This is a genomic window from Ornithinimicrobium ciconiae (assembly GCF_007197575.1).
Lineage (GTDB): Bacteria > Actinomycetota > Actinomycetes > Actinomycetales > Dermatophilaceae > Ornithinicoccus > Ornithinicoccus ciconiae.
The window spans coordinates 3,881,543-3,907,666 of record NZ_CP041616.1 but is presented as its reverse complement, the minus strand read 5'-3'; the positions used below and the strand labels follow the sequence as shown (position 1 = coordinate 3,907,666).

25 protein-coding genes, 1 pseudogene and 1 riboswitch are annotated in these 26,124 nt (G+C 65.7%); of the genes and pseudogenes, 23 read left to right on the top strand and 3 right to left on the bottom strand.

Annotated elements, in window-relative coordinates:
- The first annotated feature begins 2 nt into the window (after positions 1–2).
- The 3 genes from FNH13_RS18095 (at position 3) to FNH13_RS19660 (ending at position 4,645) form a co-directional block, all read left to right on the top strand.
- On the top strand, positions 3–1,031 hold the full coding sequence (locus tag FNH13_RS18095) for an NAD(P)H-binding protein (RefSeq protein WP_143784713.1): 1,029 nt from the start codon (positions 3–5) through the stop codon (positions 1,029–1,031).
- 87 nt (positions 1,032–1,118) lie between these two features.
- Positions 1,119–1,994, top strand: a complete 876-nt coding sequence (locus FNH13_RS18090; protein WP_143784712.1) for a MerR family transcriptional regulator — start codon at positions 1,119–1,121, stop codon at positions 1,992–1,994.
- A 2,339-nt stretch (positions 1,995–4,333) separates the two neighbouring features.
- A complete protein-coding gene (locus FNH13_RS19660) occupies positions 4,334–4,645 on the top strand; it encodes a hypothetical protein (RefSeq protein ID WP_228266487.1) in 312 nt (103 codons plus the stop codon).
- 104 nt (positions 4,646–4,749) lie between these two features.
- Here the strand turns inward: FNH13_RS19660 and FNH13_RS19155 are convergent, their stop codons facing one another.
- The gene (locus FNH13_RS19155) at positions 4,750–5,067 is read right to left on the bottom strand and encodes a hypothetical protein (protein ID WP_165700175.1); all 318 of its coding nucleotides are present in this window, start codon (positions 5,065–5,067) and stop codon (positions 4,750–4,752) included.
- Positions 5,068–5,594: 527 nt separating this feature from the next.
- On the opposite strand from FNH13_RS19155, the gene FNH13_RS18080 reads away from it, so the two are divergent.
- Positions 5,595–6,752, top strand: coding sequence for a tyrosine-type recombinase/integrase (locus FNH13_RS18080; protein WP_228266486.1), 1,158 nt, complete (start codon positions 5,595–5,597; stop codon positions 6,750–6,752).
- 659 nt (positions 6,753–7,411) lie between these two features.
- Here the strand turns inward: FNH13_RS18080 and FNH13_RS18075 are convergent.
- Positions 7,412–7,954 carry a hypothetical protein gene (locus tag FNH13_RS18075; protein ID WP_143784709.1) on the bottom strand — a complete coding sequence of 181 codons (543 nt, stop codon included), beginning with the start codon at positions 7,952–7,954 and terminating at the stop codon, positions 7,412–7,414.
- An 831-nt stretch (positions 7,955–8,785) separates the two neighbouring features.
- Here FNH13_RS18075 and FNH13_RS18065 point away from each other — a divergent pair.
- The 12 genes and pseudogenes from FNH13_RS18065 to FNH13_RS18010 all read left to right on the top strand — a co-directional run bounded on the left by FNH13_RS18065 (position 8,786) and on the right by FNH13_RS18010 (position 17,730).
- On the top strand, positions 8,786–8,974 hold the full coding sequence (locus FNH13_RS18065; RefSeq protein WP_143784708.1) for a hypothetical protein: 189 nt from the start codon (positions 8,786–8,788) through the stop codon (positions 8,972–8,974).
- 561 nt (positions 8,975–9,535) lie between these two features.
- Positions 9,536–9,973 carry a GNAT family N-acetyltransferase gene (locus tag FNH13_RS18060; protein WP_143784707.1) on the top strand — a complete coding sequence of 146 codons (438 nt, stop codon included), beginning with the start codon at positions 9,536–9,538 and terminating at the stop codon, positions 9,971–9,973.
- 197 nt (positions 9,974–10,170) lie between these two features.
- A complete protein-coding gene (locus FNH13_RS18055; RefSeq protein WP_143784706.1) occupies positions 10,171–10,965 on the top strand; it encodes a hypothetical protein in 795 nt (264 codons plus the stop codon).
- A gap of 747 nt (positions 10,966–11,712) precedes the next feature.
- A complete protein-coding gene (locus FNH13_RS18050) occupies positions 11,713–12,198 on the top strand; it encodes a helix-turn-helix domain-containing protein (protein ID WP_143784142.1) in 486 nt (161 codons plus the stop codon).
- A complete protein-coding gene (locus FNH13_RS18045) occupies positions 12,198–12,773 on the top strand; it encodes a DUF6036 family nucleotidyltransferase (protein ID WP_143784705.1) in 576 nt (191 codons plus the stop codon). The genes FNH13_RS18050 and FNH13_RS18045 overlap by 1 nt, the downstream gene beginning before the upstream one ends.
- A 282-nt stretch (positions 12,774–13,055) precedes the next feature.
- The gene (locus FNH13_RS18040; RefSeq protein ID WP_143784704.1) at positions 13,056–13,673 is read left to right on the top strand and encodes a DUF2867 domain-containing protein; all 618 of its coding nucleotides are present in this window, start codon (positions 13,056–13,058) and stop codon (positions 13,671–13,673) included.
- Complete coding sequence (locus tag FNH13_RS18035; RefSeq protein WP_143784703.1) at positions 13,670–14,458, top strand: SDR family oxidoreductase; 789 nt, start codon at positions 13,670–13,672, stop codon at positions 14,456–14,458. Before FNH13_RS18040 ends, FNH13_RS18035 begins: the two co-directional genes overlap by 4 nt.
- A complete protein-coding gene (locus tag FNH13_RS18030; RefSeq protein WP_143784702.1) occupies positions 14,459–15,055 on the top strand; it encodes a TetR/AcrR family transcriptional regulator in 597 nt (198 codons plus the stop codon).
- 39 nt (positions 15,056–15,094) lie between these two features.
- A pseudogene (locus FNH13_RS20035) lies at positions 15,095–15,307 on the top strand (hypothetical protein); the annotation flags it as partial.
- Between the two features lie 14 nt (positions 15,308–15,321).
- Positions 15,322–16,089 (top strand): Rossmann-fold NAD(P)-binding domain-containing protein, encoded by a 768-nt coding sequence (locus FNH13_RS18020; RefSeq protein ID WP_228266485.1) that lies wholly within the window; start codon positions 15,322–15,324, stop codon positions 16,087–16,089.
- A gap of 178 nt (positions 16,090–16,267) precedes the next feature.
- On the top strand, positions 16,268–17,221 hold the full coding sequence (locus FNH13_RS18015; RefSeq protein ID WP_143784699.1) for a CPBP family intramembrane glutamic endopeptidase: 954 nt from the start codon (positions 16,268–16,270) through the stop codon (positions 17,219–17,221).
- 101 nt (positions 17,222–17,322) lie between these two features.
- Positions 17,323–17,730 carry a hypothetical protein gene (locus FNH13_RS18010; protein ID WP_202878825.1) on the top strand — a complete coding sequence of 136 codons (408 nt, stop codon included), beginning with the start codon at positions 17,323–17,325 and terminating at the stop codon, positions 17,728–17,730.
- Positions 17,731–17,908: 178 nt separating this feature from the next.
- On the opposite strand, the gene FNH13_RS18005 is transcribed toward FNH13_RS18010, so the two are convergent.
- On the bottom strand, positions 17,909–18,457 hold the full coding sequence (locus FNH13_RS18005) for a CueP family metal-binding protein (protein ID WP_228266484.1): 549 nt from the start codon (positions 18,455–18,457) through the stop codon (positions 17,909–17,911).
- Positions 18,458–18,883: 426 nt separating this feature from the next.
- On the opposite strand from FNH13_RS18005, the gene FNH13_RS18000 reads away from it, so the two are divergent.
- The 7 genes from FNH13_RS18000 (at position 18,884) to FNH13_RS17970 (ending at position 26,007) form a co-directional block, all read left to right on the top strand.
- On the top strand, positions 18,884–19,360 hold the full coding sequence (locus FNH13_RS18000; RefSeq protein WP_228266483.1) for a DUF305 domain-containing protein: 477 nt from the start codon (positions 18,884–18,886) through the stop codon (positions 19,358–19,360).
- 176 nt (positions 19,361–19,536) lie between these two features.
- Entirely contained in the window at positions 19,537–19,749 is a 213-nt protein-coding gene (locus FNH13_RS17995) for a heavy-metal-associated domain-containing protein (protein ID WP_143784696.1), read from the top strand.
- Between the two features lie 522 nt (positions 19,750–20,271).
- Positions 20,272–22,458, top strand: a complete 2,187-nt coding sequence (locus FNH13_RS17990) for a heavy metal translocating P-type ATPase (protein WP_202878824.1) — start codon at positions 20,272–20,274, stop codon at positions 22,456–22,458.
- Positions 22,459–22,513: 55 nt separating this feature from the next.
- The gene (locus FNH13_RS17985) at positions 22,514–22,837 is read left to right on the top strand and encodes a metal-sensitive transcriptional regulator (RefSeq protein WP_143784695.1); all 324 of its coding nucleotides are present in this window, start codon (positions 22,514–22,516) and stop codon (positions 22,835–22,837) included.
- A gap of 62 nt (positions 22,838–22,899) precedes the next feature.
- The gene (locus tag FNH13_RS17980; RefSeq protein ID WP_202878823.1) at positions 22,900–23,604 is read left to right on the top strand and encodes a response regulator transcription factor; all 705 of its coding nucleotides are present in this window, start codon (positions 22,900–22,902) and stop codon (positions 23,602–23,604) included.
- Positions 23,605–23,612: 8 nt separating this feature from the next.
- On the top strand, positions 23,613–24,725 hold the full coding sequence (locus FNH13_RS17975; protein WP_143784694.1) for a sensor histidine kinase: 1,113 nt from the start codon (positions 23,613–23,615) through the stop codon (positions 24,723–24,725).
- 183 nt (positions 24,726–24,908) lie between these two features.
- Positions 24,909–25,060, top strand: a riboswitch (cyclic di-AMP (ydaO/yuaA leader).
- 5 nt (positions 25,061–25,065) lie between these two features.
- Complete coding sequence (locus FNH13_RS17970; protein WP_228266741.1) at positions 25,066–26,007, top strand: C40 family peptidase; 942 nt, start codon at positions 25,066–25,068, stop codon at positions 26,005–26,007.
- Positions 26,008–26,124 lie beyond the last annotated feature (117 nt).

Here is a 26,124-nt window from a genome sequence, read left to right as displayed (position 1 = left end):
CCATGGAACCGAACCGCACAGCCCTCGTCACGGGAGCCTCCGGCTATGTCGGAGGCCTCCTGGTCCCGCGCCTGCTGCAGGCCGGGTATGCCGTCCGCGTCCTCACGCGGTCGGCTCACCTGGACACTCCCTGGGCCAGACAGGTCGACGTCTGCCAGGGGGACGCCTCCGACCCGGACGACGTGCGCCGCGCTCTGCGGGGGGTGGACGTCGCCTATTACCTGATCCACTCGATGGACGGTGCAGGTGATTTCGCCCGGCGAGACCGCGAGATGGCGCTCGGCTTTGCCCGGGCCGCCCGTGAGGAGTCGGTCGCCAGGATCGTCTATCTCTCCGGGTTGCACCCCCGAGGTGAGCTCTCGGCGCACCTGGCCTCCCGGGTGGAGGTGGGCGACTCGCTGCTCGCCTCCGGCGTGCCCACCGCGGTGCTCCAGGCCGCGACGGTGATCGGTCGTGGCTCGGCGAGCTTTGAGATGCTGCGTTATCTCACCACGCGGTTGCCGGTCATGGTGGCGCCGCGGTGGCTCGACAACCGCATCCAGCCGGTCGGTGTCGACGACGTGCTGCACTGGCTTGTGGGCGCGGCGGACCTGCCCGCGGACGTCAGCCGCACCTTCGACATCGGCGGTCCGGACGTGCTCACCTACCGCGACATGATTCAGCGCTTCGCGGCCCTGACCGGGCAACGGCGACGGCTGATCCTGACCCTGCCCGTGATGACGCCGTGGCTGGCCAGCCACTGGGTCGGCCTGGTCACGCCGGTCGACGCCGGCGTGGCCAAGCCACTGGTCGGCTCGCTGGTGCACGAGGTGGTCTGCCAGGAACAGGACCTGCTAACGCTGGTCGGGCCCCCTCCCCATGGAGTGGCGTCCTATCGGGAAGCAGTTGTCCGGGCCATGGACGGAGTGGAGCCCGACCCCCGCCACGCGGTCCGGTGGGTGACGCTCGCGGCACTGATGACCGTCGCGGCCGGGGCGACGGTGGCGGTCTCTAGGGCGCGAGGCACTGGCCGCGGTCCAGCGCGTCGGTGATCTGCTGGCTAGGTCAGTCATCACGTCCACCCGGTTGCGACGACGTGTCTAATGTTTGTCTAAAGGCAAGGGTAGAGTGGCGTCACCATGTACACGATCAAGAGGGCAGCCGACCTCACCGGCGTGCCGGAGGCGACGTTGCGGGCTTGGGAACGACGCTATGGCGTGATCTCTCCCCAGCGGACCGACGGCGGCTACCGCGTCTATGACGACGCAGACCTGGACCGGGTGCGTCAGATGCGCGACCTGATCGCCCAGGGGTGGGCTCCGCGACAGGCTGCAGAGCGGGTGGCAGAGTCGGGGCCCGTCGGCGGCGATGCCCCCGAGCTGGCAGAGTTCATCGCTGCGGCAGCAGCGCGGGACGCTGGAGCGATCGACGGTGTCTTGCAGCGGGCCGAGGACGCGATGACGTTCGAGGTGTTCGTGCAGGACTGGCTCATGCCGGCGGTCGTCGAGCTGGGGGTGGCCTGGAGCCGTGGCGAGGTCAGTGTCGGCGGGGAGCACCTGGCAGCACATCTGGTGATGCGGCGCCTGACCCGCGTCTTCGACGCCGAGGGCCGTCACAGTGCTGGTCAGCGGGTGCTGGTGGGCCTGCCGCCAGGAGCCCACCATGAGCTGGGCCTTTTCGCGTTCGCCACCCTTGCCCGGAGGCGAGGCCTGGACGTGATCTATGGGGGCGCCGACCTGCCAACAGCAGACTGGGTCGGGCTCGCCCGAACAGGGGTCTCCGGTGCAGTGCTCTCCGTGCCGATGGCGGCGGACGTGACCGCAGCGCAGGAAACCGTGAAAGCGCTGCGAGCGGCCTTGCCGGACCTAGTGGTGGCCGTCGGAGGCGGTTATCAGGACGGGGTCGAAGCTGCGACCCACCTCGGGCAGCCGATCATCACCGCGGTCGATCGGCTGGTCCAGGCGCTCGGCCACGAAACGAACCGTGAGGCAGCACAGGGTGGCCCGGGGCGCTGAATGATGCTGGCCCCTGATCTGCCTCAAGGGGCAGGGCTGGCACCGGTTGACCGCCCGTCGGCTTGTCGCTGATCTCCGTCGTGAGGTCGGTCGTCGGCATCCACATGGCCTGTATAGATGAATGGATGCTCCGTCCGAGTGCGTGACATCACTCAACTGCCGAATACAGGGCGCTGGCTGAGCCTACATGCGGGCCGCCGGACGGGCCGAGAATATGGCGCGTAGGCAACGAGGCGGCTCATGGACGCCTGGCCAGCGCCCCTGAACGGAATACCCGTCGACCTGGCAACCTGTATGAACACACCCCTCAAGCAGTGATGCCAGCAGGTACGTCACCCTGGCTTTGGGGAGCGGACGCTCCAATTGGGTGAGTCCTCTACGAAATCCAATCTTGACAATGGGGCTACCCGCCACTAGCGTCCCACTATGATGCCACTACATCACCTAGGCCGCACATTCGCAGGAGCAATCTCCAGCGCGTTGCTTTTCTCGACGCTAGCCGCGGGAACCTCTCTAGCGACCGAGACGCAGACTACGACCGTTCCGTCGACCCCAGTTGCCCCTCAGCCCCAAAACTATTTCGTCAAACTTGGAACCTGGTACACGCCACACGAGAATTACTTCTCTGACGAGGGTGCATGCGAAAGATACGGTGAGGGATTCTTGGCAAGGAATCCGTATGCAGTATGGTATCAGTGCTACCGGCAGACAGGTCAGGTCAAGTACACAATATCAATATACATTCAGACCTAATCATGGATTCGAATTATAGCGACGCAGCGGCGATCTGCGACGGTGATTTGGTCGTTGCTAGTGGCTGGCTCGTGAGAAATGACCAGGATTGCAGCCTTTGCCCACCCCAGCCAGAAGACCGCGCTCGGGTCGGCAGTACAAGACGTGCGGTGGGGGAAGATGCGATTCGACTCCTGCATGAAGAGGCTGCACATGGCTCTGCAATCGCCCCTGAGTGGGTTCGCATCACCGGAGTGTGGGTTGAGCGCCAAATTGCTGTACGCAAAATTGAGCGAGAGCCAATGGATCTTTCTTTGATTGATCCGCCTGAGCCGCCTTCCAAGAATGCGCCTGTCTTCGGAGCGGATTTGGCCAGACGGGTCGGCCGCGTCTTCGCGGACCGTTATCGGCGGTGGGATCTCATCGCCCTCGGCAGAGGATCGGGAGACCGCCCCGGTCCCGTGGCCTATGTCGCTGCTACGCGGCCCCTGCTTGAAGTGAACGAATACCTAGCATCTCTGCCAGTCGGAGCAGTGGACTTTCGGAGCTGGCTAAAACCAGCCTGATCAATGTCAATAGTTGGGCGAACTCATGGCGTTGATCCGTGATTCGCACCGAACCGCATGTGCCCATCTGCAACATGGGGCAGCGCTCCAGGATCACGGACAGCATTCTGCTAGCGCCGAGTTAGGAAAGGGGTGGACGCTCTCGAGCGGGCGCCTGGATAGACTATCCCGCTTGTGCCAAATGGCAAGTCGATTTCTGGCTCGTGTGCTATGGCCGGTAGCTGGGTGACGACCGAGTTGGGTGTTTGTGTCGATCCCCCGCCCGTTGGTCTGCAGGATGTGCTCACGCACTCTTCTGCCGCGAGTCGCTAGATTTGAGTGGAGTCGATGTGTCGAGGGATGTGCCTTTGAGCCATCGTTGCCGTTCGGCCTCGTGTCTCCTAGCGTTCAGGCGCTGACGGGCGGCAGCCGGACTCGGTGCGCTGAGCGCAGGTGGAGAACGTCAGGTCAAACCCCGCGACCGGGACCTGCGCTGGCCGGGGACGCCTTGGCCAGCAGCTCGGCCTCATCGACCGGGCCGCGGCTGTGCGGTCCACGAAAACCTCTCGGGCGACCTGGTGCGGATGCCTGCCCGCTCCTGCGCGGGGGTGGAGTGCTTCCACGCCATCCCACGGCTGGCGGCCCCGTCCGAACAGGAGTTTCATCTGCTCCTCGGTCACCACGTCCCCAGCCTTGAGGTCTAGACCGCGGGGCTTGCCGGCTATGGAACTCAGGAGTGAGCATCTCGATAGGCGATCCGGCGCGGTGCTGGCAAACCGTCCTGTGAGCCGAGACGGTGGGTTCCCTGTGGTGTCTTCTGCGTCTCGCTGGCCGAAGTACTAAACCGGTTAGTGCAAGGTCAGACCGTAGGCAGTTGCCACGCGCTGCAGCTCCTTGTCGCGCAAACTCAGTTCGCCCGCTGGTGCCACTTCGAGGACGGTGGTGCCGTCAAAGATGGCCCAGCACTCGAAGTCCCCGGTCCGGGACAGGTAGCGAAGGCCGGAGTAGAGGGTAGACCCAGGCGGCGATCGCGCGAGTCAAGAGTCTGTCGGGACTACGCACGTGCCCCACGTCGAGGTGATCCACGCCGGCCGGCATCGCGACGGCGGCGTCGATCATGTTCCAGGTGTCCTGGTGCTCGACGTCGACGAAGGGCAGGGCGTCAGGCAGACCGAGAGCGAAACGCCGTCGGTTCTCCCGCCACGACGCGGCGACGTTGCCCGCACGCATGTGGCCGGGCTCGTCTTCGTCCAAGTCGGCCATCCCGGGGGCTGGCCGGAGGCGCGCGAGAACTTCTCGGTAGCAGCCTTCGAGCAACGTAGACGCGTAGAGGACTCCTCCGCCGACAACATCGAAGCGATTGCCGGCATTTAGGGATAAGGCATCAACCGGGTCGATCTCGGAAAACTGGGTGCCCTTCCCGAGCCTGGCGACCCGCCACATCGTCTCTGGTGCCGCAACCAGGTGCGGTTCGCCGCTCATCCTCCGGAGGTGAACGCTCTGGCCGCGGCCATGACGGCCCGGAGGTCGCCCGTCGCCACGACCTCTGCCGGGCTGCGGTCCTCCAGCTGGGGGTTCATGCCGATAAACCATGCCCGCACGACATGGCGGGAGTCTGTCTCCACCAGGAGTTGGACGATCTGGAAGACGCCACGCAACCTGCGCTCTACGTCTGGCTGCGGCGGTGCCTGGATGCCAGCCACCCAACGTGCCACCGTTTGGGTGCTCTTGCTGACCATGTGTGCCACCAGTTTGGGACCCAGATTCTCGTTGAGGTACCCCGTGATCTGCGGCACCGTCCACTCCTCTGGTCGACGCGCACTCGTGTCGGATGTTGCCCGCGCTCGATAGCCTTCTTTCGATGTGGCCACTAGCAAACCGCCTTCCAGTCTCGTCCGCGACGTCGGAACGCCGTCGTTCCGACGCGGTATCGACACTACAACGCTAGCGCATCGGATCCATTCCGAGAGGCGTGGCGTGCCAACCTGGTCTTGCGGCCCAGACGTGTCGCGTTCGACGCGCGACACGCGCTGTTGGCGCGGATCGGACCCGCCTTGACTCGGCGCACGCCATGGCACGTCATGGCACGCTATGAAAAACGAGAGAGGCTCCCGACCTGCGTAACTGCAGGTCAAGAGCCTCTTGTGCCATGGTCGGGGTGACAGGATTTGAAAAGACCACGTTCCGCGATCGAGGACTCCCCTGACCAGCAGAATAGCGTTCTGACCTGCATGGTTGTAATCTGTCACGCGGCGGCAAGTTGGGCATAAGTGACCAAGAATCGACTCTGGTTATGCCCCAGTTATGCCCAAACCCTGTGGAGGTGACCTACTTGGCGGCGCGGCCCAAACGTGACTTCGGGACGATCCGGAAGCGGTCCAACGGACGCTACCAGGCCTACTACGCAGGCCCGGATCAGAGTTTCCACCGTGCTCCCTCGACCTTCCAGACCAAGGGGGACGCCGAGGCGTGGCTGGTCGGGGAGCGGCGCTTGATCCAGGAGGATGACTGGTCACCCACCAAGTCCCGCCGGGCCAAAGTGCGGCGGACCGCGGAGGCGTTCGGCCCCTACGCTCGTGCCTGGTTGGAACACCGCGACATCAAGCCCCGCACCCGCGCGCTGTACGCCCGGCAGTTGGACAGGTTCCTCCTGCCCGCCTTCGCCGACATGTCGCTGCGCGACTTCACCCCAGCGGTCGTGCGGGTCTGGTACTCCGAGTTGGACCCGACCCGCCCCACCCAGCGGGCTCACGCCTACGGGCTGCTGCGCTCCATCCTGGCCACCGCCGTGGCCGATGAGGTCCTGGCCGCCAACCCCTGCAGAATTCGAGGCGGAAGTGTCACGACCCGGGCCCGCCGGGTCGAACCGGCCACACTGGACCAGCTCGAGACCCTCGTGAGGCGCATGCCCGCGCGGTATCAGGCCTTGGTGATCATCGGCGCCTGGTGCGGGCTGCGGTTCGGAGAGATGGCCGAGCTCCGCCGGGCCGACATCAACCTGACCGCCAGGGTTCTGCACGTCCGGCGGGGCGTGGTCCGCATCGACGGACAGGTCACCGTCGGCACCCCCAAGTCAGCCGCCGGGATCCGCGACGTCGCCATCCCACCCCACCTCATCCCCGTCCTGCAGTCACATCTGGACGTCCACGTCGCGCCCGGCAGGGACGCCCTTGTGTTCCCCTCCGTCACCGACCCCGACATCCAGGTCCACCCCAACACCCTCTACCGGCACTGGTACAAGGCCCGCGAGGCCGCGGGCCGCCCCGACCTACGCATCCACGACCTACGCCACACGGGCGCCGTCCTGGCCGCCCGCACCGGCGCCACCCTGGCCGAGCTCATGGCCCGCATCGGCCACTCCACCCCCCAAGCGGCCCTGCGCTACCAACACGCCGCCCAAGGACGCGACGCCCACATCGCCGAGCAACTCTCACGGCTCGCGCAAGGCGAGTCACAACCCGGACCCGCGGCCCCTCCGTGACCCACCCGACCGTCGTGGGGACGTCGCATCAGACTCGGCGAGTCGCGAAGGTCGCCCGTTGGTCTCGACGCACTTCATTCCGCCCAGAATGGGCTACCACGAGCGCGGCTCAGTCCCCACCCCGGGAGTCGCGCACCAGAGGGTCGTGACATCACTCAACCGCCGATGTGCGTGCTCTGGTGGGTTGGCATGGTCATGCACTCGCGAGGATGCCTATTCTCTGTTGGTGGAGCGTCAGCCAACCGAGCGAACCGTGGTGGCCGACAGGACGCGCACGCGCGGCCGTCACCTACCCCGGTTTGAATATCCTCGGCCGTGTCCCACTCAGCGCCCCTTCACCGGGCTTTTCTCGGGCGGGTCCTATGGGACACCCGAACATGGAGCACTCCCTGACCTGCATCGTTCCCGTTGGGGTTCCCCCGTGGGACGGCGAGGTCAGGCTCCGCGGGAGCCGTCGCATCGCCGGGTTCGCCGCCGGTAGACGGTGGTTTGTGAGATGCCGCGGCTGGCGGAGGGTCAGTGCGGCGGTGTGGGGAAAACGTGTCGGGCACCCCGTCCAGTTGCCGGACGGCGCGGTCGAGCGGGTCATCACCCACGTCGTCGACTCGATCATGGAGCTGCCCGAGTCGGCTTTCTGAGCAGCGCCAACGAGGTGACGGTCAACCGCCGTTCAGGCGCTCGTAGATGTCCTGGACCGTCGGCATCGGGCACACCTGTTGCGCCTCCTCTGCCTCGTTGCCCGGAATCTGGCTCCAGGCCGTGTCGGGGGAAACGTCCGAGGCACCGGCATCCACGGCCATCCATTGCGCGACCCACACCTCCCGCGACTCCATGTCGATCTCCGGGTAGCCAGCGGCGGCGAGACACTCAGCCGACTCGACCTCCAGCTCGTACTTGGCGTTGACTTCTTGTTCGGTGAGCACACGCGAGGCCGGCTCTGGTATCCGCTCCCGACAAGCAGCATCAACGTGCATGAAGGCCTCGTCCTGCCCTGGCGGGATGTCGATCACCACACCTCCGTCCGGCTGGATCTGGGCCGGAAAACCGCCGTCCGTGAGGCAGTCTCGGATGGCCGTCTGGTAGGCGAGAACCTCTGCCTCGGAGTTCGCGAAGTCGCTGTTCTGCTCCTGATCCTGGCCCCGGCCAGTCGGGTTGCCATTGGCCCCATCGTCGGACGGTGAGCAACCCGCTAGCAAGGCCATTGCCATCACGCCTGCACTCGCTTTTCGGAGTCGCTCAGTCCGTGTCCACCACACAGTGGACCCTAATCGCCGCAGTATCCGATCGTTTGGACGGTTCTGATCTCAGTAGGGGTGCTGACCGACCATTTGCCCCCGTTGTAGAGCCCAACCACCCACCGGAACCGCAACTCAGGATTGTAGTAGGTCACTGTCTGGCTGCTGCCAGGGCCCTTAATGTAGGTCGTCCCCCTCGTGTGCCCCTGAACCCACGGTTGAGGAGCCACGACGCTGCACGAACTCCGCCACTTGTGCCCTGTCTTAGTTCCGGCAACGGACGGTTCCATGGCCTCAACGACCACGTTGTCAACCTCACCGGCACCGGCAGGCACACTTGGTGCGAGAAGCCCAACGATCACCAGCATTGTTACTGCAAGAAAGCGGTTCACAAGATACCCTCCCGATCGAACGGAGCGGTCGCCATCCGTATGCAGAAGATAGGCGACCGGAAATCGGAAGTCAAGGCTCCGAGGAGACTCACTTAACGTGCTCGCGAAGGGCGCTCGTCTCAACTGAACTGGGTTTGCTCGCAAACCGATGGCTCTCGTGGCTGGCGCAGGCGTGGAGGGGTTGGTATCCCACTCGGCATACTCGGAGCATGGCGACAACGATCAAGGTCAGCGTGAGCTGCGCGATCGGATTAACCGTGACGCCCAGGAGTGCGGCGTCACGGCGGCAGGCCTGATTGAACGCCTGCTCGATGCGCATGAACAGGGGCAGCGCACGGACGTGCGTTCAGGGGAGCAGACACGAGGTACTGGGACGAGTTCCGGGCATGGGGCGTGACGCTCGGCGATGGCCGACCCGTTGCGTGAACTTCGCCGCGGAGAGGTCGTCTGGGCGGAGTCCGACCTGACCGGGCCGCTGACGATCGATCTGGACTCCATCGTCGAGGTGCACGGCCGGACCAAGCAGGGCGCGGCGTTCGGCTACCCACAGCGGTCGGGCGGCTCCCCACTCGGCGGCGACAGCAGACCCAGCTGACTATGACGTCCCAGTCAACGATCCCCTTCCGGACCGTCGAGGACCACGACGACTGCGATGGTTTCGGCTGCATGACTATTCACACGCTGGGAGACCCTCTGAACGTCCCCATCTGCCGCGGTCGTGTCGCTGCGCGGAGGGCCTGCCGCTGAGCCGGGGCGTGTTGGTGGCCCATTGCCTTGGGGGTGAGGCTCCCAGGTAAAGCAGTGGCTTGAACGACGGCCAGTCCGCGAGGATGCGGACATGAACGACCTCGACGGGGTGAGGAGCTGGTCCACGGAGGACGGAGCGGTCATGAGGGCCCTGCAGCGTCCTGACGGGGCCTGGTCGATCCGGTTGCCGGAAGACCATGTCACGGCATGGGCGGCTCTGCTGTCTATGGTGACCGCGGACCTCAGCGGTGCGCTGCTGGTGTCCCGGCCAGGCGGTCAGAGCGTTGAGGTCGATTCGGTGTTGCGCCGGGCCGGATTCACGCCCGCGAGGTCAGAGACAGTGTGGAGGCTACCGGTGGCGGGACTCCTGGCAAGATTGTCCGTGCGGACGGTGCATCGGATCGTCCCCGTGACCTCGTTGGAAGCGCACTCCGTCGCAGCCCTGGACAACAGCATCCGGCGCGACATTCCCGGAACTGGTGGGTGGGTGGGCACTGGTGCGCAGCTCACCGCATCGCTGGACGACCCAGAGTTCGATCCGGCCCTGTACCTGGTGGCTCAGCACTCGATGAGCGGAAGTCTGGACGGACTCATCCGCGTCTGGAACCGTTCCCCCGAGCCGAGACTAGGGTGCATCGGGGTCACGCGACCCTGGCGCCGCACCCGACTGGCGCTTGCCCTCGTCCAGCAGATCGCCGGGACTTTGCACGCCAGGGGCGTCACCCACATCACGGCCGAGACCGACGCGACCAATCACGATTCACACCTGATGGCCACCCACCACGGGGGTGAGCCCGTTCAGACGACCATCGAGTGGCAGAACACACGTCCCGGCCGCCCAGTCTGAGCGGAAAAGACGCACTACTTTGCCGCTGCCAGGACGTCTAGCCACGGACCGTGATGGACGACGGCTCGACGAATACTGCCGGGCGTGGAGTCGTCTGGCGCTGGGAGGGCTGATGCGCCCCCATTGCCACCTCAGCTCCACGATGGTGGCACGCGGTGGACGATGGCCGGCCAGACCGCCACCGATAGGTTGAATGCATGCCGATTCCGACGCCGTCCGGCCTCCCCTACCTCGAGGTGATGCGGGCTACCTATGAAGACCTCCAACGGTGGAAGGTCCGTGCTGCTGATACCGAGCCTCCTCTTCGTGGGAGCAAGATGTACATCGATGATGCTGTATTTCCGCGTCATCCGATCAGCGAAGTTGCCCGCACGTCGTTGATGTTGTCCGGAGAACACCTACGCCTCGCGCGGGATGCGTTCGAGGCGGGGCAGCTCTACCCGAGCGCCCACTTCACCGTCTTACGCGGTGCCTTAGTTGGGGCGGCGCAAGGAGTATGGGTGCTCTCACCGGAAGACCGCGAGGAGCGCAGGGAACGGGGACTGACCGTTCTTACAGAGATGCATACGCAGATGAGTAAGCACTACAAACGACTCGAGAAGCTGAGTCTTAGCGAAACCGAGCGCCAGGAACTCCGCGCTCAGCAGTCGTGGTTGGCTACCCGAGTAGAAGAGGTAGCCGCGGTTCGATCCGGCAAAGCAGCGCTCAACCTCACGGACACGGTCATCCCGGAAGCACTGGACCATGTTTTCCCTGACGCGGCCCGCCGAGAGAGTGGGCGGACACTTTGGACGCTTATGAGCGGTGACGCTCACGTGTTGGGTTGGTCCACCGCGACGCGGGGCCAGATGGGACTGACCAACCGCGCGTCAGGCTTGGCGGAAGGCTCCGTCAGGGGCTCCTTCGCTGACATTGCCCAGCCGTTCATGGCCGCGCATCGCCTCTTGCGAGCCGGTTGGTCGCTTTTCGACAGGCGTTGCGACCACCCTTGAGGTCGACGCGGGCGCAACGCGCTGTATTGCCGCAGGTCGCGCTTGACGGCACTATCCAAACCCCGGCGCTCCTTGCAACCGACGCGCTTCGGCTTCGCGAGGATCTGACACCTCTCGCAGGTCGACGGACAGCTGCACGCAGGGCGGCCCTGTCGGGTGGCCATCGGGCGTTCGGGCGTCGGTGTAGGCATACATCTCGATGCTGTGTCCTTCCAGTTGCCACCACCAGGTCCCTCCGCTCAGTGGCGTCGGTTCTGTGGTCTCTGTCGGTTCACCGAGGGCGTCGGCGAGATGGTCAGCCAGTTCGGTCGCCGCGTGAAGGACGCGCTCGGAGCTTTCGTCGTCCCAGAGGAACCAGAAAACGTCGGCGAACCGGTCCTGGTAAGTGCCCCAACCCGCTCTCGCCGTACCCCACGTGGGCATAGAGGCCATATGCCAGGAACGAGAGGATCGTCTCCGGGGTGTCTCCGTGGCCGTGTCGGTCTGGATTGCCATCGCGTCCAGCCATAGGAGTCCCTCATCGAGACCCTGCGGCCAGGCTGACCGGAGGATCTGAGTCACGGTTTCGGCTACCTGCCGAGGGGCTGGCTTCATGCTGCGAGCCTAGAGGCATTCGGATGGTCCCTGTGCGTCAGGATGGGGTCATGTCCCCTCGTGCTGACCGGGCTCACCATCCGTTCCCCTACTATAGCAAGATTTGCTATAGTAGGGGGCATGAGTGACCGCGGGAACGTGTTGGAGCTGGTGATGCGTGAGACGGGCACCGGCCAGAGCGAGTTGTCCAGGCTGAGCGGGGTTCATCAGCCAAGCATCAGTCAGTTCCTGTCCGGACGTGTCGATCTGAGCGACGAGCAGCTTGATCGCCTGCTGTCCTGCATGGGGCGACGGTTGGAGGTTGTCCGCAGCGTTGTCGAGCCTGAGCTCACTCGCTCGGAGCGCCGGTCGTGGCTGCTGCACCGGAGGATCTCATCGCGTCTGACGCGCGACACCCTGGACGTGTTGGAGCCGGTTATCCAGGGCAATCTGTCGCGCTTGCGCAGGGGAGTGACCGGGGAACCGCATGAGCGGAACCTGCATCGCTGGCAGGTCCTGGTCGACACTAGGGACCTCCCCGGCCTCAAGCGCGTGTCGACGGGTCTCGATCGGGACTCCATCGAGATGCGTGAGGTCTCTCCCATGCGTGGGCTGCTGTCAGAGCAGGAGCGCTCCGAGGTGCTGGCGCAGGTGGGTTGATGCGCCGGGATCAACTCGAACACGCCATCCGGACGGCGGCGTGTCAGATCATCGGTCACCCGGACGTCATCGTCGTCGGCTCGCAAGCGATCCTGGGTTCAATCGTAGAGGGGGAACTCCCCGCGGCAGCGACCATGTCGATGGAGGTCGACATTCTGCCCATCGCCGCAGACAACGACGAGACCGCTCGCCTCGCCGATCTCATCGAGGGCGTAGCAGGAGAGTTCTCACCCTTCGAGGATCTGCACGGATTCAGCATCGACGGGGTCGACCTGCAGACATCGGTTCTCCCGCCCGGATGGCGTGACCGCTTGGTGCCCGTCACTAATGCGAACACCGCTGCCCCAGGGGGCGATCCGCAGTTCACGGGATGGTGCCTGGACAAGGAAGATCTGTGTGTGGCCAAGCTTTGCGCCCTGCGCGAGAAAGACCGCAACTTCGTTGCCGCTCTTGTCCGTGCCGACCTCGTCGACACCCGTGTCATCCTGGGCCGGCTCGCCACCCTCGACCCGGACCACGCAAAAGCCGCGTCGTCAGCTCACCGCTGGCTTACCTCCCTCCAGGGTCGTGAGTGAGCGACCTAGAGGTCAGCAGTTCCAGCCCCCTCACACGCCACGCTGGAAGCTCCGAGGCGCGTCAATTCGCCGCAAATGCAGCTCCTGCCCGACGTGCTGCAATCCGTCATCAACCACGCCCTCCGTTCGTGACAGGTCCCGCAGAGGAAGGCAGCCGGCGCTCGCTCATGGGGGAGCCCTTGACGCCCGACCATACGGTGCCGTATGGTATGCCTCCATACGCAACCGTATGGAACTGGCACCGGCTGGGAAGTGGCGCCACCAAGAGAAAGCTGAACCCCTATGGCTCTGACCATGGCCAGCGAGGCTGCCGCACCGCTTCGGAAGGGCGCCCGCCACGTCCAAGCCTGGGCGCTGTGGGCCGAGACAATCGGCTTGACCGCAACCCGTTTCCTCGACGCCCGTGCCCGTGGGCCGCAGAACCTTGACTCTCCTGTAGTCGCAGCGGTGGCAGAGGTTGAGGCTTCGGAGGTGCTGCCCGGTTGGGACTATGCCGATGCATATGAGTGCCGGTGGGCCTCCGTTGGGGCTCCGGATGCGATGACGGTGGCTAGGGCTCTGTTGGGGCCGTCGCCGTCGGCGCGGCGGGTGCTGGCTGCGCGAGATCTGCTGGTGGCACCGTTGGGTGTGCAGCCTGCCTACCAAGGCGACGTTCTCCTGTTCCCGATCCAAGTCGCGGGGCCGGAGCGGGTGGTATGCGGATTGGATGACCGTCACCTCGACTTCAGGGTGATCGTCACGCTGTTGGGCGGCGTCGCACGCTGCACCACCGTGGTGCGTCGCCACGGTTATCTTGGTGCCGCATACTTCGCCGTGGTGCGTCCCTTTCATCGGCGACTCGTGCCCCACCTGATGCGACAGCACCCTCAGGCGCATGTCACGGCAGCAGAGGCGTCATGAACATCCTCGTCACCGGTGGCACGGGAGTGCTGGGACGCAGCGTCGTCGACAGGCTCGTCACGGCCGGACATCGGGTCCGGGTCCTGAGCCGTGACCCGTCCCGCGCGTCGAGCGTCCGCGACGTAGAACCGTGGGCCGGTGACCTGCGAGCACTCCCCAGCCTTGGCCCCGCATTGTCAGATGTCGAGACTGTTGTGCATTGCGCCTCTGACGTCCGGTCACCGGTCGAGGTCGACGTCGCCGGGACGGCGAACCTCGTCGCGGCCATGCGAGGTCTCGACGTCAGACACCTGGTGTACGTCTCGATCGTCGGGGTCGACCAGATACCGATCAAGTATTACCGCGCGAAGCGGGACGTAGAGTCGATCGTCGAGCACCAGAACGTGCCGTGGACGATCCAGCGGGCCACCCAGTTCCACCCGTTCGTGGCCGAGATGCTGGCGAAGTCAGCACGCAGGCCGCTGATCGCCTGTCCGAGGGGTTTGCGCTTCCAACCGGTCGCCGTCGAGGAGGTCGCGGACCGGGTGGTGCAGCACGTGGAGTCCGGTGCGGCAGGTAGGGCGGCCGATCTCGGGGGACGGGAGGTCCTCACTCTGCGTGACCTCGCCTCCACGTGGATGTTGGCCACCGGTGGGCGTCGCCGGCCTCTCCTGCCGGTGCCGTTCCCTGGAGCCGCGGGGCGGGCGTTCAAGGCCGGTGCGAACCTCTGCGCAGGGCATTCCTCAGCCGGACTTACCTGGACGCAGTACCTCGATGGTTACCGCAGCGTCCGAGGGGCCGTCTAGATGCCCACGCCTAGCTCGACCCGCAATTTGACCCGAGACGACTGGCTCGACGCGGCGATGACCGCGATGGCCCACGGGGGCGTTCGCGGGATCCGGGTCGAGCCCCTAGCGAAAACCATGAGGACGAGCAAGGGCAGCTTCTACTGGCACTTCCGTGACCGCGCAGACCTGGTCGAGGCGACCCTGCAGCGGTGGGAGCAGCTGGAGACCAATCGCGTGATCGAGGTCGTGGCCTCGACCAGCCACCCTCGTGACCGGCTGCGACGGTTGCTGGCCATCGCGCACAGGCAAGATCCGGAGCGGCCCGACCCGAGCGTGGCGCTGACCGGCGACCGCGACGACCCTGTCCGAGTGGTGCTGGAGCGTGTCACTGCCCGCAGGATCGGTTTCGTTGCCGACCAGCTCGTGGCGCTGGGCATCACGCCCGGCGAGGCGGCACGACGGGCGACCCTGGCCTACACCAGCTACCTCGGCTACGCGGCGCTCGTCCGCAGTGCCCCGGGTGCCCTACCCGCAGGCCAGGACGTTCGACGCTACATCGAGACGGTCTTGACAGTTCTCGCCTCCGCTGCAACGGATGGGCCCGGCAATGGCTGACCTTCGTGGAGTGCCGAGCCCCGGAACCGGGGTTCAGGGATGTGCGGCGGCGCGAGAGGGAGACCGATGAACGAGGACCAGGAGCTTCATGTGGTGATCGGAGCCAGTGGCGGCACGGGAAGTGCGCTGGTCCGCGAGCTATGTAAGCGGGGACGGCGGGTACGCGCGGTCAACCGCAGCGGTCAAGTTGACGTACCGCCTGGGGTCGACGTAGTGGCCGCCGACGCCCGGGACGCCGATCGGATGCGCGAAGTGTGCCGGGGGCGGTGGTGGTCTACAACGCGGTCAATCCGCCCTTCTCGGAGTGGCTCGAGGCGTTTCCCGCCGCTGTGGACGGAGTGCTGGCCGGTGCCGAATCCAGCGATGCCCGGATGGTCTTTGTCGACGACACCTGGATGTACGGTCGCGCGACCGGGCCGATGACCGAAGACCTGCCGTACCGTCCAGTCAGCAACAAGGGACTCCTGCGCGCATGGTTGGCCGAGCGGGTGCTTGCCGCTCACCACAGCGGTCGAGTCCGGACAGTCATCGGTCGGGCTACCGAGCTCTACGGGCCAGCCGTGGAGTCGCTGTTGGGGAGCAACATCTTCGGCCCGGCCGCGAGAGGGGGCCTGGCCCTGTGGGTCGGCGAGCTGGACCAGCCGCTGGCCCCGATGTTCATTGACGACTTCGCCCACGGACTGGTCGAGCTGGGCGAGCGCGAGGAGGCTCTCGGAGAGGTGTGGCACCTCCCGACCCCGGAACCGAGCACCGCCAGGCACCTGCTTCACCTGGCCGCCACTCGGTCACAGCAGCGGATGCGCGTCCTGAAGATCCGCGAGCCGACTGTCCGCGCTGTGGGTGTCCTATGGCCGGTCGCGCGCGAAGGTGCCGAGATGCTCTACCAGTTCCGCCAGCCCCACGCCATCGACTCCGGCAAGTACCGCGCCGCCTTCGGCCCCGGAAGTGTCACGCCGTACGAGCAGGGAATCGACGCCACGTTGGCCTGGTACCGCGCCACACCGAGGCGACCCATGACCGCCCTCGGACGCTAAGGAGTCCCGTCCGCGGACTCACTGTTGCCGTCGAGGATAGAGATGATCCCGCCAACGAGGCTCGCTCACCCTCGACGATGACGTGCACTGACGCCATCAGGCCGATCTACCCCGCGACCGCGCAGCCAGCTCCTGGGCTGACTGGGTGTCACGTCCCCCGTTTGATCAAGGAGCGACCATGTCCGCATCCCCGATCCGCGAAGCTTTCGCGGTGGACCCTGCGCACGGTGGAGCGGTCGTGCGATTCATCCGCCGCCGGCCCCTGGCCTCGTTCTTCCTCTGGACCTACACCGTGGGGCAGGTCCCGCCCTGGTCGGCAATGCTCGCCGGGCTGGCGGACCGGGCGTGGCTGATGCCAGCAGCGGTGGTGCTCAGCGCTTTCATCGGCCTGCTGCTGCCCACCCTGGTCATCACCAGGATCGTCGACGGACCCGAGGGACTGCGGGACCTGGGGGGTCGGGCGGCGAAGATACGCGTCGGTGTGGCCTGGTTCGCGGCCGCCTTCCTGCTCGTGCCGGCGCTCATCCTGGCGATCGGGGTGCTGCTCGGCGGCACACCTCCGGACCGCTCCACAGGGTCTCTGTTGACAGCCCTCGGACCGCACTTCCTGCTGCCCCTCCTGATCACGTTCGTGCTGATCAACTGGTGGGAAGAGGTCGCCTGGATGGGCTTCGTCCAGGCTCGACTCCAGGACCGGCGGGGTCCACTGCTCGCCGCGCTGCTGGTGGCACCGCTGTTCGCGCTGCAGCACAGCTCCCTGGCCGCGGGCCAGGGACTGGTCCCCGGTACGGTCCTGCTGCTCCTGCTGCTCCTGCTGGCCGTACTCGCCGTGCCGTTCCGAGTCGCTATCGGCTGGGCCTACAACCGCACCGGCAGCATCTTCCTGGTCGGGCTCATCCATGCGGTCGGCAACGCCGCAACTGGTGGCGACGGGTTCAACGCGGGCTACCTGCGCCACCTGTACCCAGCCAACGACACCGTGACGATGGCGCACCTGCTCGCAATGTTCCTGCTCGGGCTGCTTGTCCTTCTCATGACCCGCGGCCGGCTGAACAGGGTCGAGACCCTCGCCCTGCACGAGCGGCCACCACCGGCTGCGACCACCGCGCACGGGATCGGGGATGAGTCATGATCGGGGCCAAGTGGGGAGTGACGGACAGCGAGACGGCCCTGCCGTACCCGTGCGACGCTTTCGATCCCGCGCCCACGCTCCAGGTATGGCGAGGTGTGACCGTGCAGGCGCCGCCCCAAGCCCTCTGGCCGTGGTTGACACAGGTCAGGTTGGCGCCATACTCCTACGACTGGATCGACAACCTCGGACGCCGATCGCCCCGCGAGCTCCTCGCGCTGCCTGAGCCCATAGTCGGTGACAGGTACACAACGGCCGGGCGCCGTCAGATGGGCCGCATCGTCTCCCTCGAGCACGAACGTCAGCTCACTGGAACGATCCTCGGGGCGTTCCTGTCCTACCTGCTCCTGCCCGGTGAGCACCAGACCACACGCCTGCTGCTCAAAGTCGTCATGAACCCCAGCCGACTGCTCGCGCCCGCCCTCTCCGTCGCCGACCTCATCATGGCCAGACGCCAGTTGCTGAACTTCAAAGCACTCGCCGAGCAGGGGCCGCACCACAACAAGCGGTGAACCGCCCCAATGTCCAGGAAACGGTTCTTGCGCAATGCTGTGGGCCCCAAAGCCGTCTTACGATTGGCGACCGCACAAGCGGGTCACTCGATAGCGTCTATCTAACAGGGCGCCGAAAAAGATCCCTTCTTCAGCAGTGCCTGGAGCTTGCGCACGGCAACAGTTGCGCGGGTGAGGTTTAGGTGAGTTGCATCGTGGTCAGGCATGTTGGGTCATCTGCCCGGGTTGAGACAGACACCTGCCCTGTGCCATCTGCCGCGGAGACGCGCAGTGTTCCCGTAAGGTCACGGGGTAACCACAGGCCTACGAATCCGTTGTCGAACGTGGTCACTTCCTCATCGACGACGACGTTGCCTGCTTCGTTCGTGACGCTGACCTGGAGGTTCTCGTTGCGTAGCTCTCCCAGGCAGGTGGTGAGGCTGTGGTAGTAACACTCATGGGTCTGGTTCACGTAGGGCGCGAACGAGAGGTAGAAGCGGTCGTCGGGAAGGTCGAAGTTCAGCTGCTCGATACCGGCCGAGAGTTGCAGTTCATCGAAGTGGACTGATGCCATCAGGTCCGCGGGACGATCCTCGACGTCCAGCCGATCGAGGTGGTCGATGATCTCGGTCGCCTCCATTCCGACCAGATTGTGCGTGGTGAGGAGCTGGCTGTCTGCATCCGGGGCCTGTGAGGAACAGCCGGCAACGATCATCAAACCCCCGACAACGACTGCGAGGGCGCGCAAACGGGGCAACGTAATGCCTTTCTGGGAAACGCGGGGGACCGTTCATGTATGCCCTAGGGGTGCAGCTGGGATGGTCTGGCCGTCTCGATCGGGGCGCGGGACCAGCCACAGGGCACTGGGCGGATCATTCCTGAACACGGTATCTCAGGCGGCCGGCACACTTCGGACACATTCCATGAAGAGTTGATGAAGGTCTGGGCACCGGTGCGGCCAGCGCCCTCTTCGGACTGTTGACTTGGGAGTGACCCCAACTGCCTGCCGATGAAAAGGACCCCCGTGAAGTTTGCACGCCGCGTCACCACCGCCGCAGCTCTGGGCCTCCTCACCCTTGGTCTCACCGCATGCGGCGACAGCGCCGAGGACGAGGCCGGATCGCCGGCCCCTCCCCCTACTGGGGCAGCCGCCACGACCGAGCCGGGGACCACTGTGGACCAGACCCACAACGAGGCCGACACCGAGTTCGCTCAAATGATGATCGTTCACCACGAAGGTGCCATCGAGATGGCCGACCTGGCGATCGAAAATGCGGACACCGAGCAGGTGCGCACCCTGGCCGAGAACATCTCGGCAGCCCAGGGCCCTGAGATTGAGAAAATGACCTCATGGCTGCGCGCGTGGGCCGAGGACATGGTCTCTGAGCACGGTGGTATGGATCACGGCGGCATGCAGATGGATGGGATGAGCCAGGAGGAGGCCATGACCGAGTTGAGATCTCTGTCAGGAGCTGAGTTTGACGGGCGGTTCCTGGAACTGATGATCGAGCATCACTTAGGCGCGGTGGAGATGGCGCAGAGCGAACTGGAGAACGGTGAGAACCCTCAAGCGCGGCAGCTGGCCGAGCAGATCATCCAGGACCAGCAGTCCGAGATCTCCGTGATGGAGCAGATGCTCCAACAGTCCTAGGTCCAGGAAGATCTGCTTGCAGCCCGCGGAGTCTTGACAGATCCCTGTCCGGCGTCGCGGCGCGACGGCCTGGGGCGGTTGTGTGTCTGTCGGATTGCAACCTCCCGAGTCACGGTTGCGCGATACCCCATAGGGGTATACGGTGTGTTGATATCCGTGAGGAAAGGGACACCACCATGAGCACCACTCAGACCTATGCCGTAACCGGGATGACGTGCGGGCACTGCGAGTCCGCTGTGCGCGAGGAGGTCTCCCGGATCGCGGGCGTCGAGCTCGTCGATGCCAGTGCCTCGACTGGGACGCTTGCCATCACCGCAGGTGCTCCTGTTGACGATGCTGCGGTGCTCGCTGCGGTGGACGAGGCCGGTTACCAGGCAGCGCGGAACTGACCAGACGTGCCCCAGCCAGCCTCGGCTTGTACGGGCGAGCTCGGTGAGCGCGTTCGCCGTGTAGTTGGCCATGACGGGGCGCGGTCGTCCCGGATGAGCTCACGCAGTCCTGGTCGGAGCAGAGGTGCCACACGAGAAGTCATGGCGTGGAGACTGTTCATCCAGACAGCGCCACAGCCGACACCGGTCTGTTTCTGGCGACCGCAGGGGTACCGGCTGCCCGGTCTCACCGCAGCGTCACGCTGGGGCGGGCACGCGCACTGCGAATCCGCTGGGTCCATGCGAAGGCAGAGGACCGTCGCCGAGTGCCCCGTCATGAGCGAGGCCATCGTCATGAAGGCTCGGCTCGAGGATGCGGCCTGTACCGCGACTACCAGAGCACGGCTTACCGGTTGCGTTGTCACTCCTGCAGTCCTCTCTTGCACGCCGGTCCCGGCGGCATGGCACCTGCGAGAACGACCCGCTGCGGCGCCCACTGGGGGCCGCGGACTTCCCCTAGCCGCTTGCGATAGGAGCAAACCCATGCGTCACGACCACGACCACAGACCCGACGTGCCTGACGATCAGCATCGCGGTCAACACCCGGCTCCACACGGCGAGCATGCCCATCCTCCACAGCAACTGACTAAGGACCCTGACCACGACCACGGTGGCCAGGACACCAGCGGCGCGCATGGTGGATCAGGTCACGCCGGTCACGGTGGTCACGCCGGTCATGGTGATCACGTGGGGCAGTTCCGCCGACTGTTCTGGATCATGCTGGTCCTGGCCGTTCCGGTTGTGGGTTTCAACGACATGTTCGCGGATCTCCTGGGGTATGACCTGCCCCGTGGCGGCTGGGTCTGGTGGGTTTCGCCCGTGTTGGGCACGGTGGTCTACCTCTGGGGAGGCCAGCCGTTTCTGACTGGTGCGGTCGAGGAGATCCGCACCCGTAAGCCGGGCATGATGCTGCTGATCGGGTTGGCGATCACGGTGGCTTTCGTGGCTTCGTGGGGCGCTAGTCTGCGCGTTCTGGATCATGAGCTGAACTTCTGGTGGGAGCTGGCGCTGCTGGTGGTGATCATGCTGCTGGGCCACTGGATTGAGATGCGATCCCTGGCTCAGACGACCTCTGCGCTGGACTCCCTGGCGGCGCTCCTGCCTGATGAGGCCGAGAAGGTCAGCGGTGAACAACTGGTCAAGGTGGCCCCGGGCGACCTGTTGGTCGGGGACGTCGTGCTGGTCCGCCCCGGCGGTTCGGTCCCCGCAGACGGCAGGATTGTCGAGGGGTCGGCGAGCATGGATGAGTCCATGGTCACGGGTGAGTCCAAGACCGTCCGTCGCGGGAGCGGCGAGCAGGTGGTCGCCGGGACCGTGGCCACCGACTCCGGGCTGCGGGTCGAGGTCACAGCCATCGGCGAGGATACCGCCCTGGCCGGTATCCAGAAGCTGGTCGCCGATGCCCAAGCCTCCTCTTCACGCGCTCAACGGATCGCTGACACCGCCGCGGGGTGGCTGTTCTGGTTCGCTCTCGGTGTCGCGGTAGTCACAGCGACCATCTGGTCGCTGATGGGCCTGCCGGACTCGGCGGTCGTGCGCACCATCACCGTGCTGGTCATCGCCTGCCCGCACGCGCTCGGCCTGGCGATCCCGCTGGTGGTCTCCATCGCGACCGAGCGGGCTGCTCGTGGCGGCGTCCTGATCAAGGATCGACTCGCGCTGGAGTCCATGCGTACCGTTGACGCCGTGCTCTTCGACAAAACCGGCACGCTGACCAAGGGTGAGCCCACTGTCACCGGTGTCGAACCCGTTGTGGGGCGCGATGAGGGAGAGGTGCTGGCGCTGGCCGCGGCAGCGGAGTCCGATAGTGAGCACCCGCTGGCCGGGGCCATCCTCGGCGCGGCCCGCGACCGGGAGTTGACGCTCTCCTCGGCTTCCGACTTCTCCTCGTCCCCGGCTGTCGGGGTGAAAGCCACTGTCGATGGGACGGTCATCGAGGTGGGAGGCCCCTACCTGCTGGAGCAACACGGTGTCAGCGAACTGTCTATCGCCGAGGTCTGGCGCACCGAGGGTGCGATTATCCTGCACGTCCTGGCAGACGGTGAGGTGATCGGTGCGCTGCGCCTGGCGGACGAGATCCGACCCGAGTCCCGTGAAGCGGTTGAGGCGCTCCACGCTGCTGGCACTCAGGTGGTGATGATCACCGGGGATGCCCAGGCCGTGGCTGACACCGTCGCCAAGGAGTTGGGCATCGACCGGGTCTTCGCCGGTGTACGTCCGCAGGACAAAGCCGCCAAGGTAGCCGAACTCCAGCGGGAGGGGCGCAAGGTCGCCATGGTCGGCGACGGGGTCAACGACGCCCCTGCCCTGGCTCAGGCTGATGTCGGCATCGCCATCGGTGCAGGAACCGACGTGGCGATCGCCTCGGCTGGGGTGATCCTGGCCTCATCAGACCCCCGCTCGGTCCTCTCAGTGATCGAGTTGTCGCGTGCTAGCTACCGGAAGATGAAGCAGAACCTGTGGTGGGCAGCCGGCTACAACCTGATCTCCGTGCCGTTGGCTGCGGGCGTCCTGGCACCGATCGGGTTCGTCCTGCCGATGAGCGTCGGTGCGATTCTCATGTCGGCCTCCACCGTCGTCGTCGCGCTCAACGCCCAACTGTTGCGGCGACTCGACCTGACCCCGTCGCATAGCACCCGAACCTTCCTCCACCGGCAGGGCACCCGGTGACCCACCTGCCGGCAGGTCGCGGCCCGGCCCATCACACCTGACAGGAGCATCCACCATGACCACCCAGGCCACCCCCGCGAAGCGGGGAGCCGAAGCCACGCACGGCTACATCAGCGACAAGCCCGGTTACCTCGCCCGCCTCAAACGCATCGAAGGACAGGCCCGAGGCATCCACCGGATGGTCAATGAGGACACCTACTGCATCGACATCCTGACCCAGATCAGCGCACTGACCTCGGCCCTGGAGAGCGTCGCGCTGGGCCTGCTCGATGACCACCTCAAACACTGCGTCGTCAGCGCAGCGAAAGCAGGAGGGCCCGAGGCAGAGCAGAAGATGAACGAGGCCTCACAAGCCATTGCCCGACTCGTCAAGTCATAAGGAATGCCGTGACGACTGACCTGCAACCCCCCCGCCGGTACGGACCCGGTCGCGGATTTCGGGTGCTTGTGGTCGATGACGAGAAGCCCCTGGCCGCAGTGGTGGCGCGGAATCTGTTGCATGACGGTTACGAAGTCGAGTCCGCTTTTGACGGCCCGACAGCGCTGCAGCGGGCTCATGAGCTCGATCCTGATGTCGTCATCCTTGATCTGGGGCTACCCGGCCTGGACGGACTGGAGGTGTGCCGCGGACTGCGTGAGTTCTCCGACTGTTACATCGTCATACTCACCGCACGGGCCGAGGTGCCGGACACCGTGGCCGGGTTGCGCGCGGGGGCCGATGACTACGTCACGAAGCCGTTCAGCCCGCGCGAACTGGTAGAACGGGTCCGCGCGCTATTGCGCCGACCGCGGCAGGTCGCGAAGGAAGCACGGCCGCCAGCACCGCCTCAAGTCTTCGGCCCGTTAACCGTTGACGCCTCCGCCCGCGAAGTCCACCTGGACGGTGATCGGATCGCGCTGACCCGCACCGAGTTCGAGGTCCTTGAGGCACTCACCGGCCAGGCAGGTCAGGTCATGACCCGCCGACAGATCATCGACGCCGTCTGGGGGGAGTCCTGGGTCGGAGATGAGCAACTGGTCGACGTCCACGTTGCCCACCTGCGGCGCAAGCTGGACGATCCAGCCACCAACCCACGGTTCATCCAGACCGTACGCGGTGTGGGTTACCGGCTGGACGTCGAACCGACCTCAGCCCGAGGGAGGTGACGGGTGAGGTGAGCCTTCGTGAACGCACACGGACAGCGGGCCTGGGGACCAGGCTCCTGGTGTCCCAAGGGATGGTCGTCCTGGTCGTCCTGGCAACGATCCTGATCGTCACTGAGGTCGTCGGCCTAGCACTCTTTCGGGAACACATGGTGATGGCCGGGCACGAGAACCCAGATGAGGAGGCCACCCACGTCGAGGAGGCATTCCGCTCCGCAATCACCCTGGCCCTTGTACTTGCCCTAGGCGCCGCGCTCGTGGCCGCGCTGGTCGCAAGCCTCTACCTCACCAGACGGGTCGCCCACCTGGTACAGGGTGTGGCTGAGGCGGCGTCGACCATCGCAGCAGGTGACTACGGGGCCAGGGTCCGCCCGCCGGCGCTGGGGCCGGAGTTTGAAGTGCTCGCCGACTCTTTCAACCAGATGGCACGCCGCCTCGCGGACGTTGAGACCACACGGCGACAGATGCTGGGGGACCTGGCCCACGAGATGCGCACCCCCATCGCCACCCTGGACGCCTATCTGGAGAGCACCCAGACCGGTGTGACTGCCCTGGACCCGCCGACGGTGGATATGCTCCGCGGACAGACACAACGGCTGGCACGGTTGGCCGAAGACATCAGCACCGTCTCCCGCATCGAGGAACACCACCTAAACCTTGCGTGTGAACCGGTCCAACTCCCAGGACTCATCGAGCAGGCCCTTACCGCACACGAGGCGGCCTACGCGGCAAAAGGCGTTCGTCTGGCAACAGTCGTCGAGCAGCCCCTACCAACGGTGTCTGCTGACCCGGATCGGTTGGGGCAGGTGATGACGAACCTGCTGAACAACGCGCTCCGTCACACCCCCGCAGGCGGGAGAGTGACGCTCGAGGCCCGGTCCACCGGGGAGCGGGTGGTGGTGACCCTTTCGGACTCCGGCGACGGCATCCCTGCTCAGGCTCTCGATCACGTCCTGGAACGGTTCTACCGCGTCGACACAGCCCGCGACCGACAACGAGGCGGCTCCGGGGTAGGCCTGACCATCGCCCACGGCATCATCAGGGCACACGGCGGAAACCTCACAATCACCAGTCCCGGCCGAGGATTCGGAACCACCGTCACCTGGTGGCTGCCGAACCCGTAGATACCGCCGTCAGCAAAGCCCGGGCCTCCACGCCGCTGGGCCTGGATGAAGGTTCCATGAAGATCGGCCGTGATTCGGTCCTGAGGCGCTGTCGGGGGCGCCTGTGGCCGTTACCGTTTTGTAACCTGCTCAGCCGTGGGCAGGTGCCGGGCGTCCGCCGAATCTTGTCAGCGCTCTGGCTCAAACAAACATCCGCCAGACAAGAGCGGGGGACCCACTCGCGGAACGCCGAACGTTCCTTGGGGCACAGGGCTGACTCAACTTCTCTGGGTCAGCGCCGGGCAACTCCAGCCCGAGCCCGACAGCTAACCCCGCAGGCGCCGGAGAGGTTACCCCCGTGATGAATCGACGCTTGCCCGGGCGCCACCGCGCCGCCCTGAACCTGACCCGGCCCCTATCCGGAAGCGCCACCCTGGCAGCCTCCGGGTTGCTCGTCGCCACCATCGGCGCCGCAGCCCCGGCAGCACCGGCAATCCTGACCAGCTCCGTCGACGCGGTCAGCATCCACCAGTCCCCGGTGCCGCAGAGATCCCAGGTCGCGAACCCGACCGCTGACAGTTGGTCGACCCTTGTGGACGCGCTGAAGGTGGCCTCCGAAGACCTGGACAGTGATCTTCCGGTCAAGGCAGTCCCGGCCCCCGCCGAAGGTGATCAGCACGCGCACTTCGGTGAACTCGGATTCACCGGCGTCACTCCCGAGCCAGAACCAGAAACTCGCCTCGAGACCACCACCGAGGAGCCGGCCGAACCCACCACCGAGGACACCGGCGGTGCCGGTGACGAGAACACAAACGGTGACCAAGCCACAGCTGCAGACACCCGCACCGAGGACAGCGCGGCGAGCCGGTCTAAGCCCCGGGAGAAAGCACCCCCCGAGCCATCTTCCCCTGAAGCGTCGCCGGCCACTGGTCAGGGCGCCGAAGCAGCTATTGCCTGGGCCCAAGCCAACCTGGGACTGCCCTACAGTTGGGGTTCGAGCAGTGGCGGTGCCTACGACTGCTCCGGATTCACGACAGCAGCCTTCCGCGCGGCCGGCATCAGCCTCCCCCATCAGAGCGAGGCCCAGTACCACGCCACGAACCGTGTCCCCCTCTCAGAGATCCAACGCGGTGACCTCGTCTTCTACAGCAACAACGGCTCCGCATCCGGCATCTTCCACGTCGCGATCTACCTCGGGGACGGGCAGGTCATCCACTCCCTGCGCGACTGGTCCAGTTGGAACGGGTCCAAGATCAACGACATCAACTACGCCTCCGGTTTGATGGCAGCCGGTCGACCCTGACCATGCCCACGCGCCTGGGCAGCGACCACATGCGGACCTGCATCCCCGATGCAGACGGTCGCTGCCCGGCCTGGCGCAGCCAACCAACTGAGTGACTGAGCCGCGGGATGAGTGCGG

Bases quoted from the DNA above. Each gene is read 5' to 3' on its own strand.
- FNH13_RS17985 (WP_143784695.1), top strand. From the start codon at position 22,514: ATGACCACCCAGGCCACCCCCGCGAAGCGGGGAGCCGAAGCCACGCAC.
- FNH13_RS18035 (WP_143784703.1), top strand. From the start codon at position 13,670: ATGAACATCCTCGTCACCGGTGGCACGGGAGTGCTGGGACGCAGCGTC.
- FNH13_RS18095 (WP_143784713.1), top strand. From the start codon at position 3: ATGGAACCGAACCGCACAGCCCTCGTCACGGGAGCCTCCGGCTATGTC.
- FNH13_RS17990 (WP_202878824.1), top strand. From the start codon at position 20,272: ATGCGTCACGACCACGACCACAGACCCGACGTGCCTGACGATCAGCAT.
- FNH13_RS18050 (WP_143784142.1), top strand. From the start codon at position 11,713: ATGCGTGAGACGGGCACCGGCCAGAGCGAGTTGTCCAGGCTGAGCGGG.
- FNH13_RS18045 (WP_143784705.1), top strand. From the start codon at position 12,198: ATGCGCCGGGATCAACTCGAACACGCCATCCGGACGGCGGCGTGTCAG.
- FNH13_RS18065 (WP_143784708.1), top strand. From the start codon at position 8,786: ATGGCCGACCCGTTGCGTGAACTTCGCCGCGGAGAGGTCGTCTGGGCG.
- FNH13_RS18040 (WP_143784704.1), top strand. From the start codon at position 13,056: ATGGCTCTGACCATGGCCAGCGAGGCTGCCGCACCGCTTCGGAAGGGC.
- FNH13_RS18075 (WP_143784709.1), bottom strand. From the start codon at position 7,954: ATGGCCTTGCTAGCGGGTTGCTCACCGTCCGACGATGGGGCCAATGGC.
- FNH13_RS18090 (WP_143784712.1), top strand. From the start codon at position 1,119: ATGTACACGATCAAGAGGGCAGCCGACCTCACCGGCGTGCCGGAGGCG.
- FNH13_RS17970 (WP_228266741.1), top strand. From the start codon at position 25,066: ATGAATCGACGCTTGCCCGGGCGCCACCGCGCCGCCCTGAACCTGACC.
- FNH13_RS18055 (WP_143784706.1), top strand. From the start codon at position 10,171: ATGCCGATTCCGACGCCGTCCGGCCTCCCCTACCTCGAGGTGATGCGG.
- FNH13_RS18030 (WP_143784702.1), top strand. From the start codon at position 14,459: ATGCCCACGCCTAGCTCGACCCGCAATTTGACCCGAGACGACTGGCTC.
- FNH13_RS18015 (WP_143784699.1), top strand. From the start codon at position 16,268: ATGTCCGCATCCCCGATCCGCGAAGCTTTCGCGGTGGACCCTGCGCAC.
- FNH13_RS17995 (WP_143784696.1), top strand. From the start codon at position 19,537: ATGAGCACCACTCAGACCTATGCCGTAACCGGGATGACGTGCGGGCAC.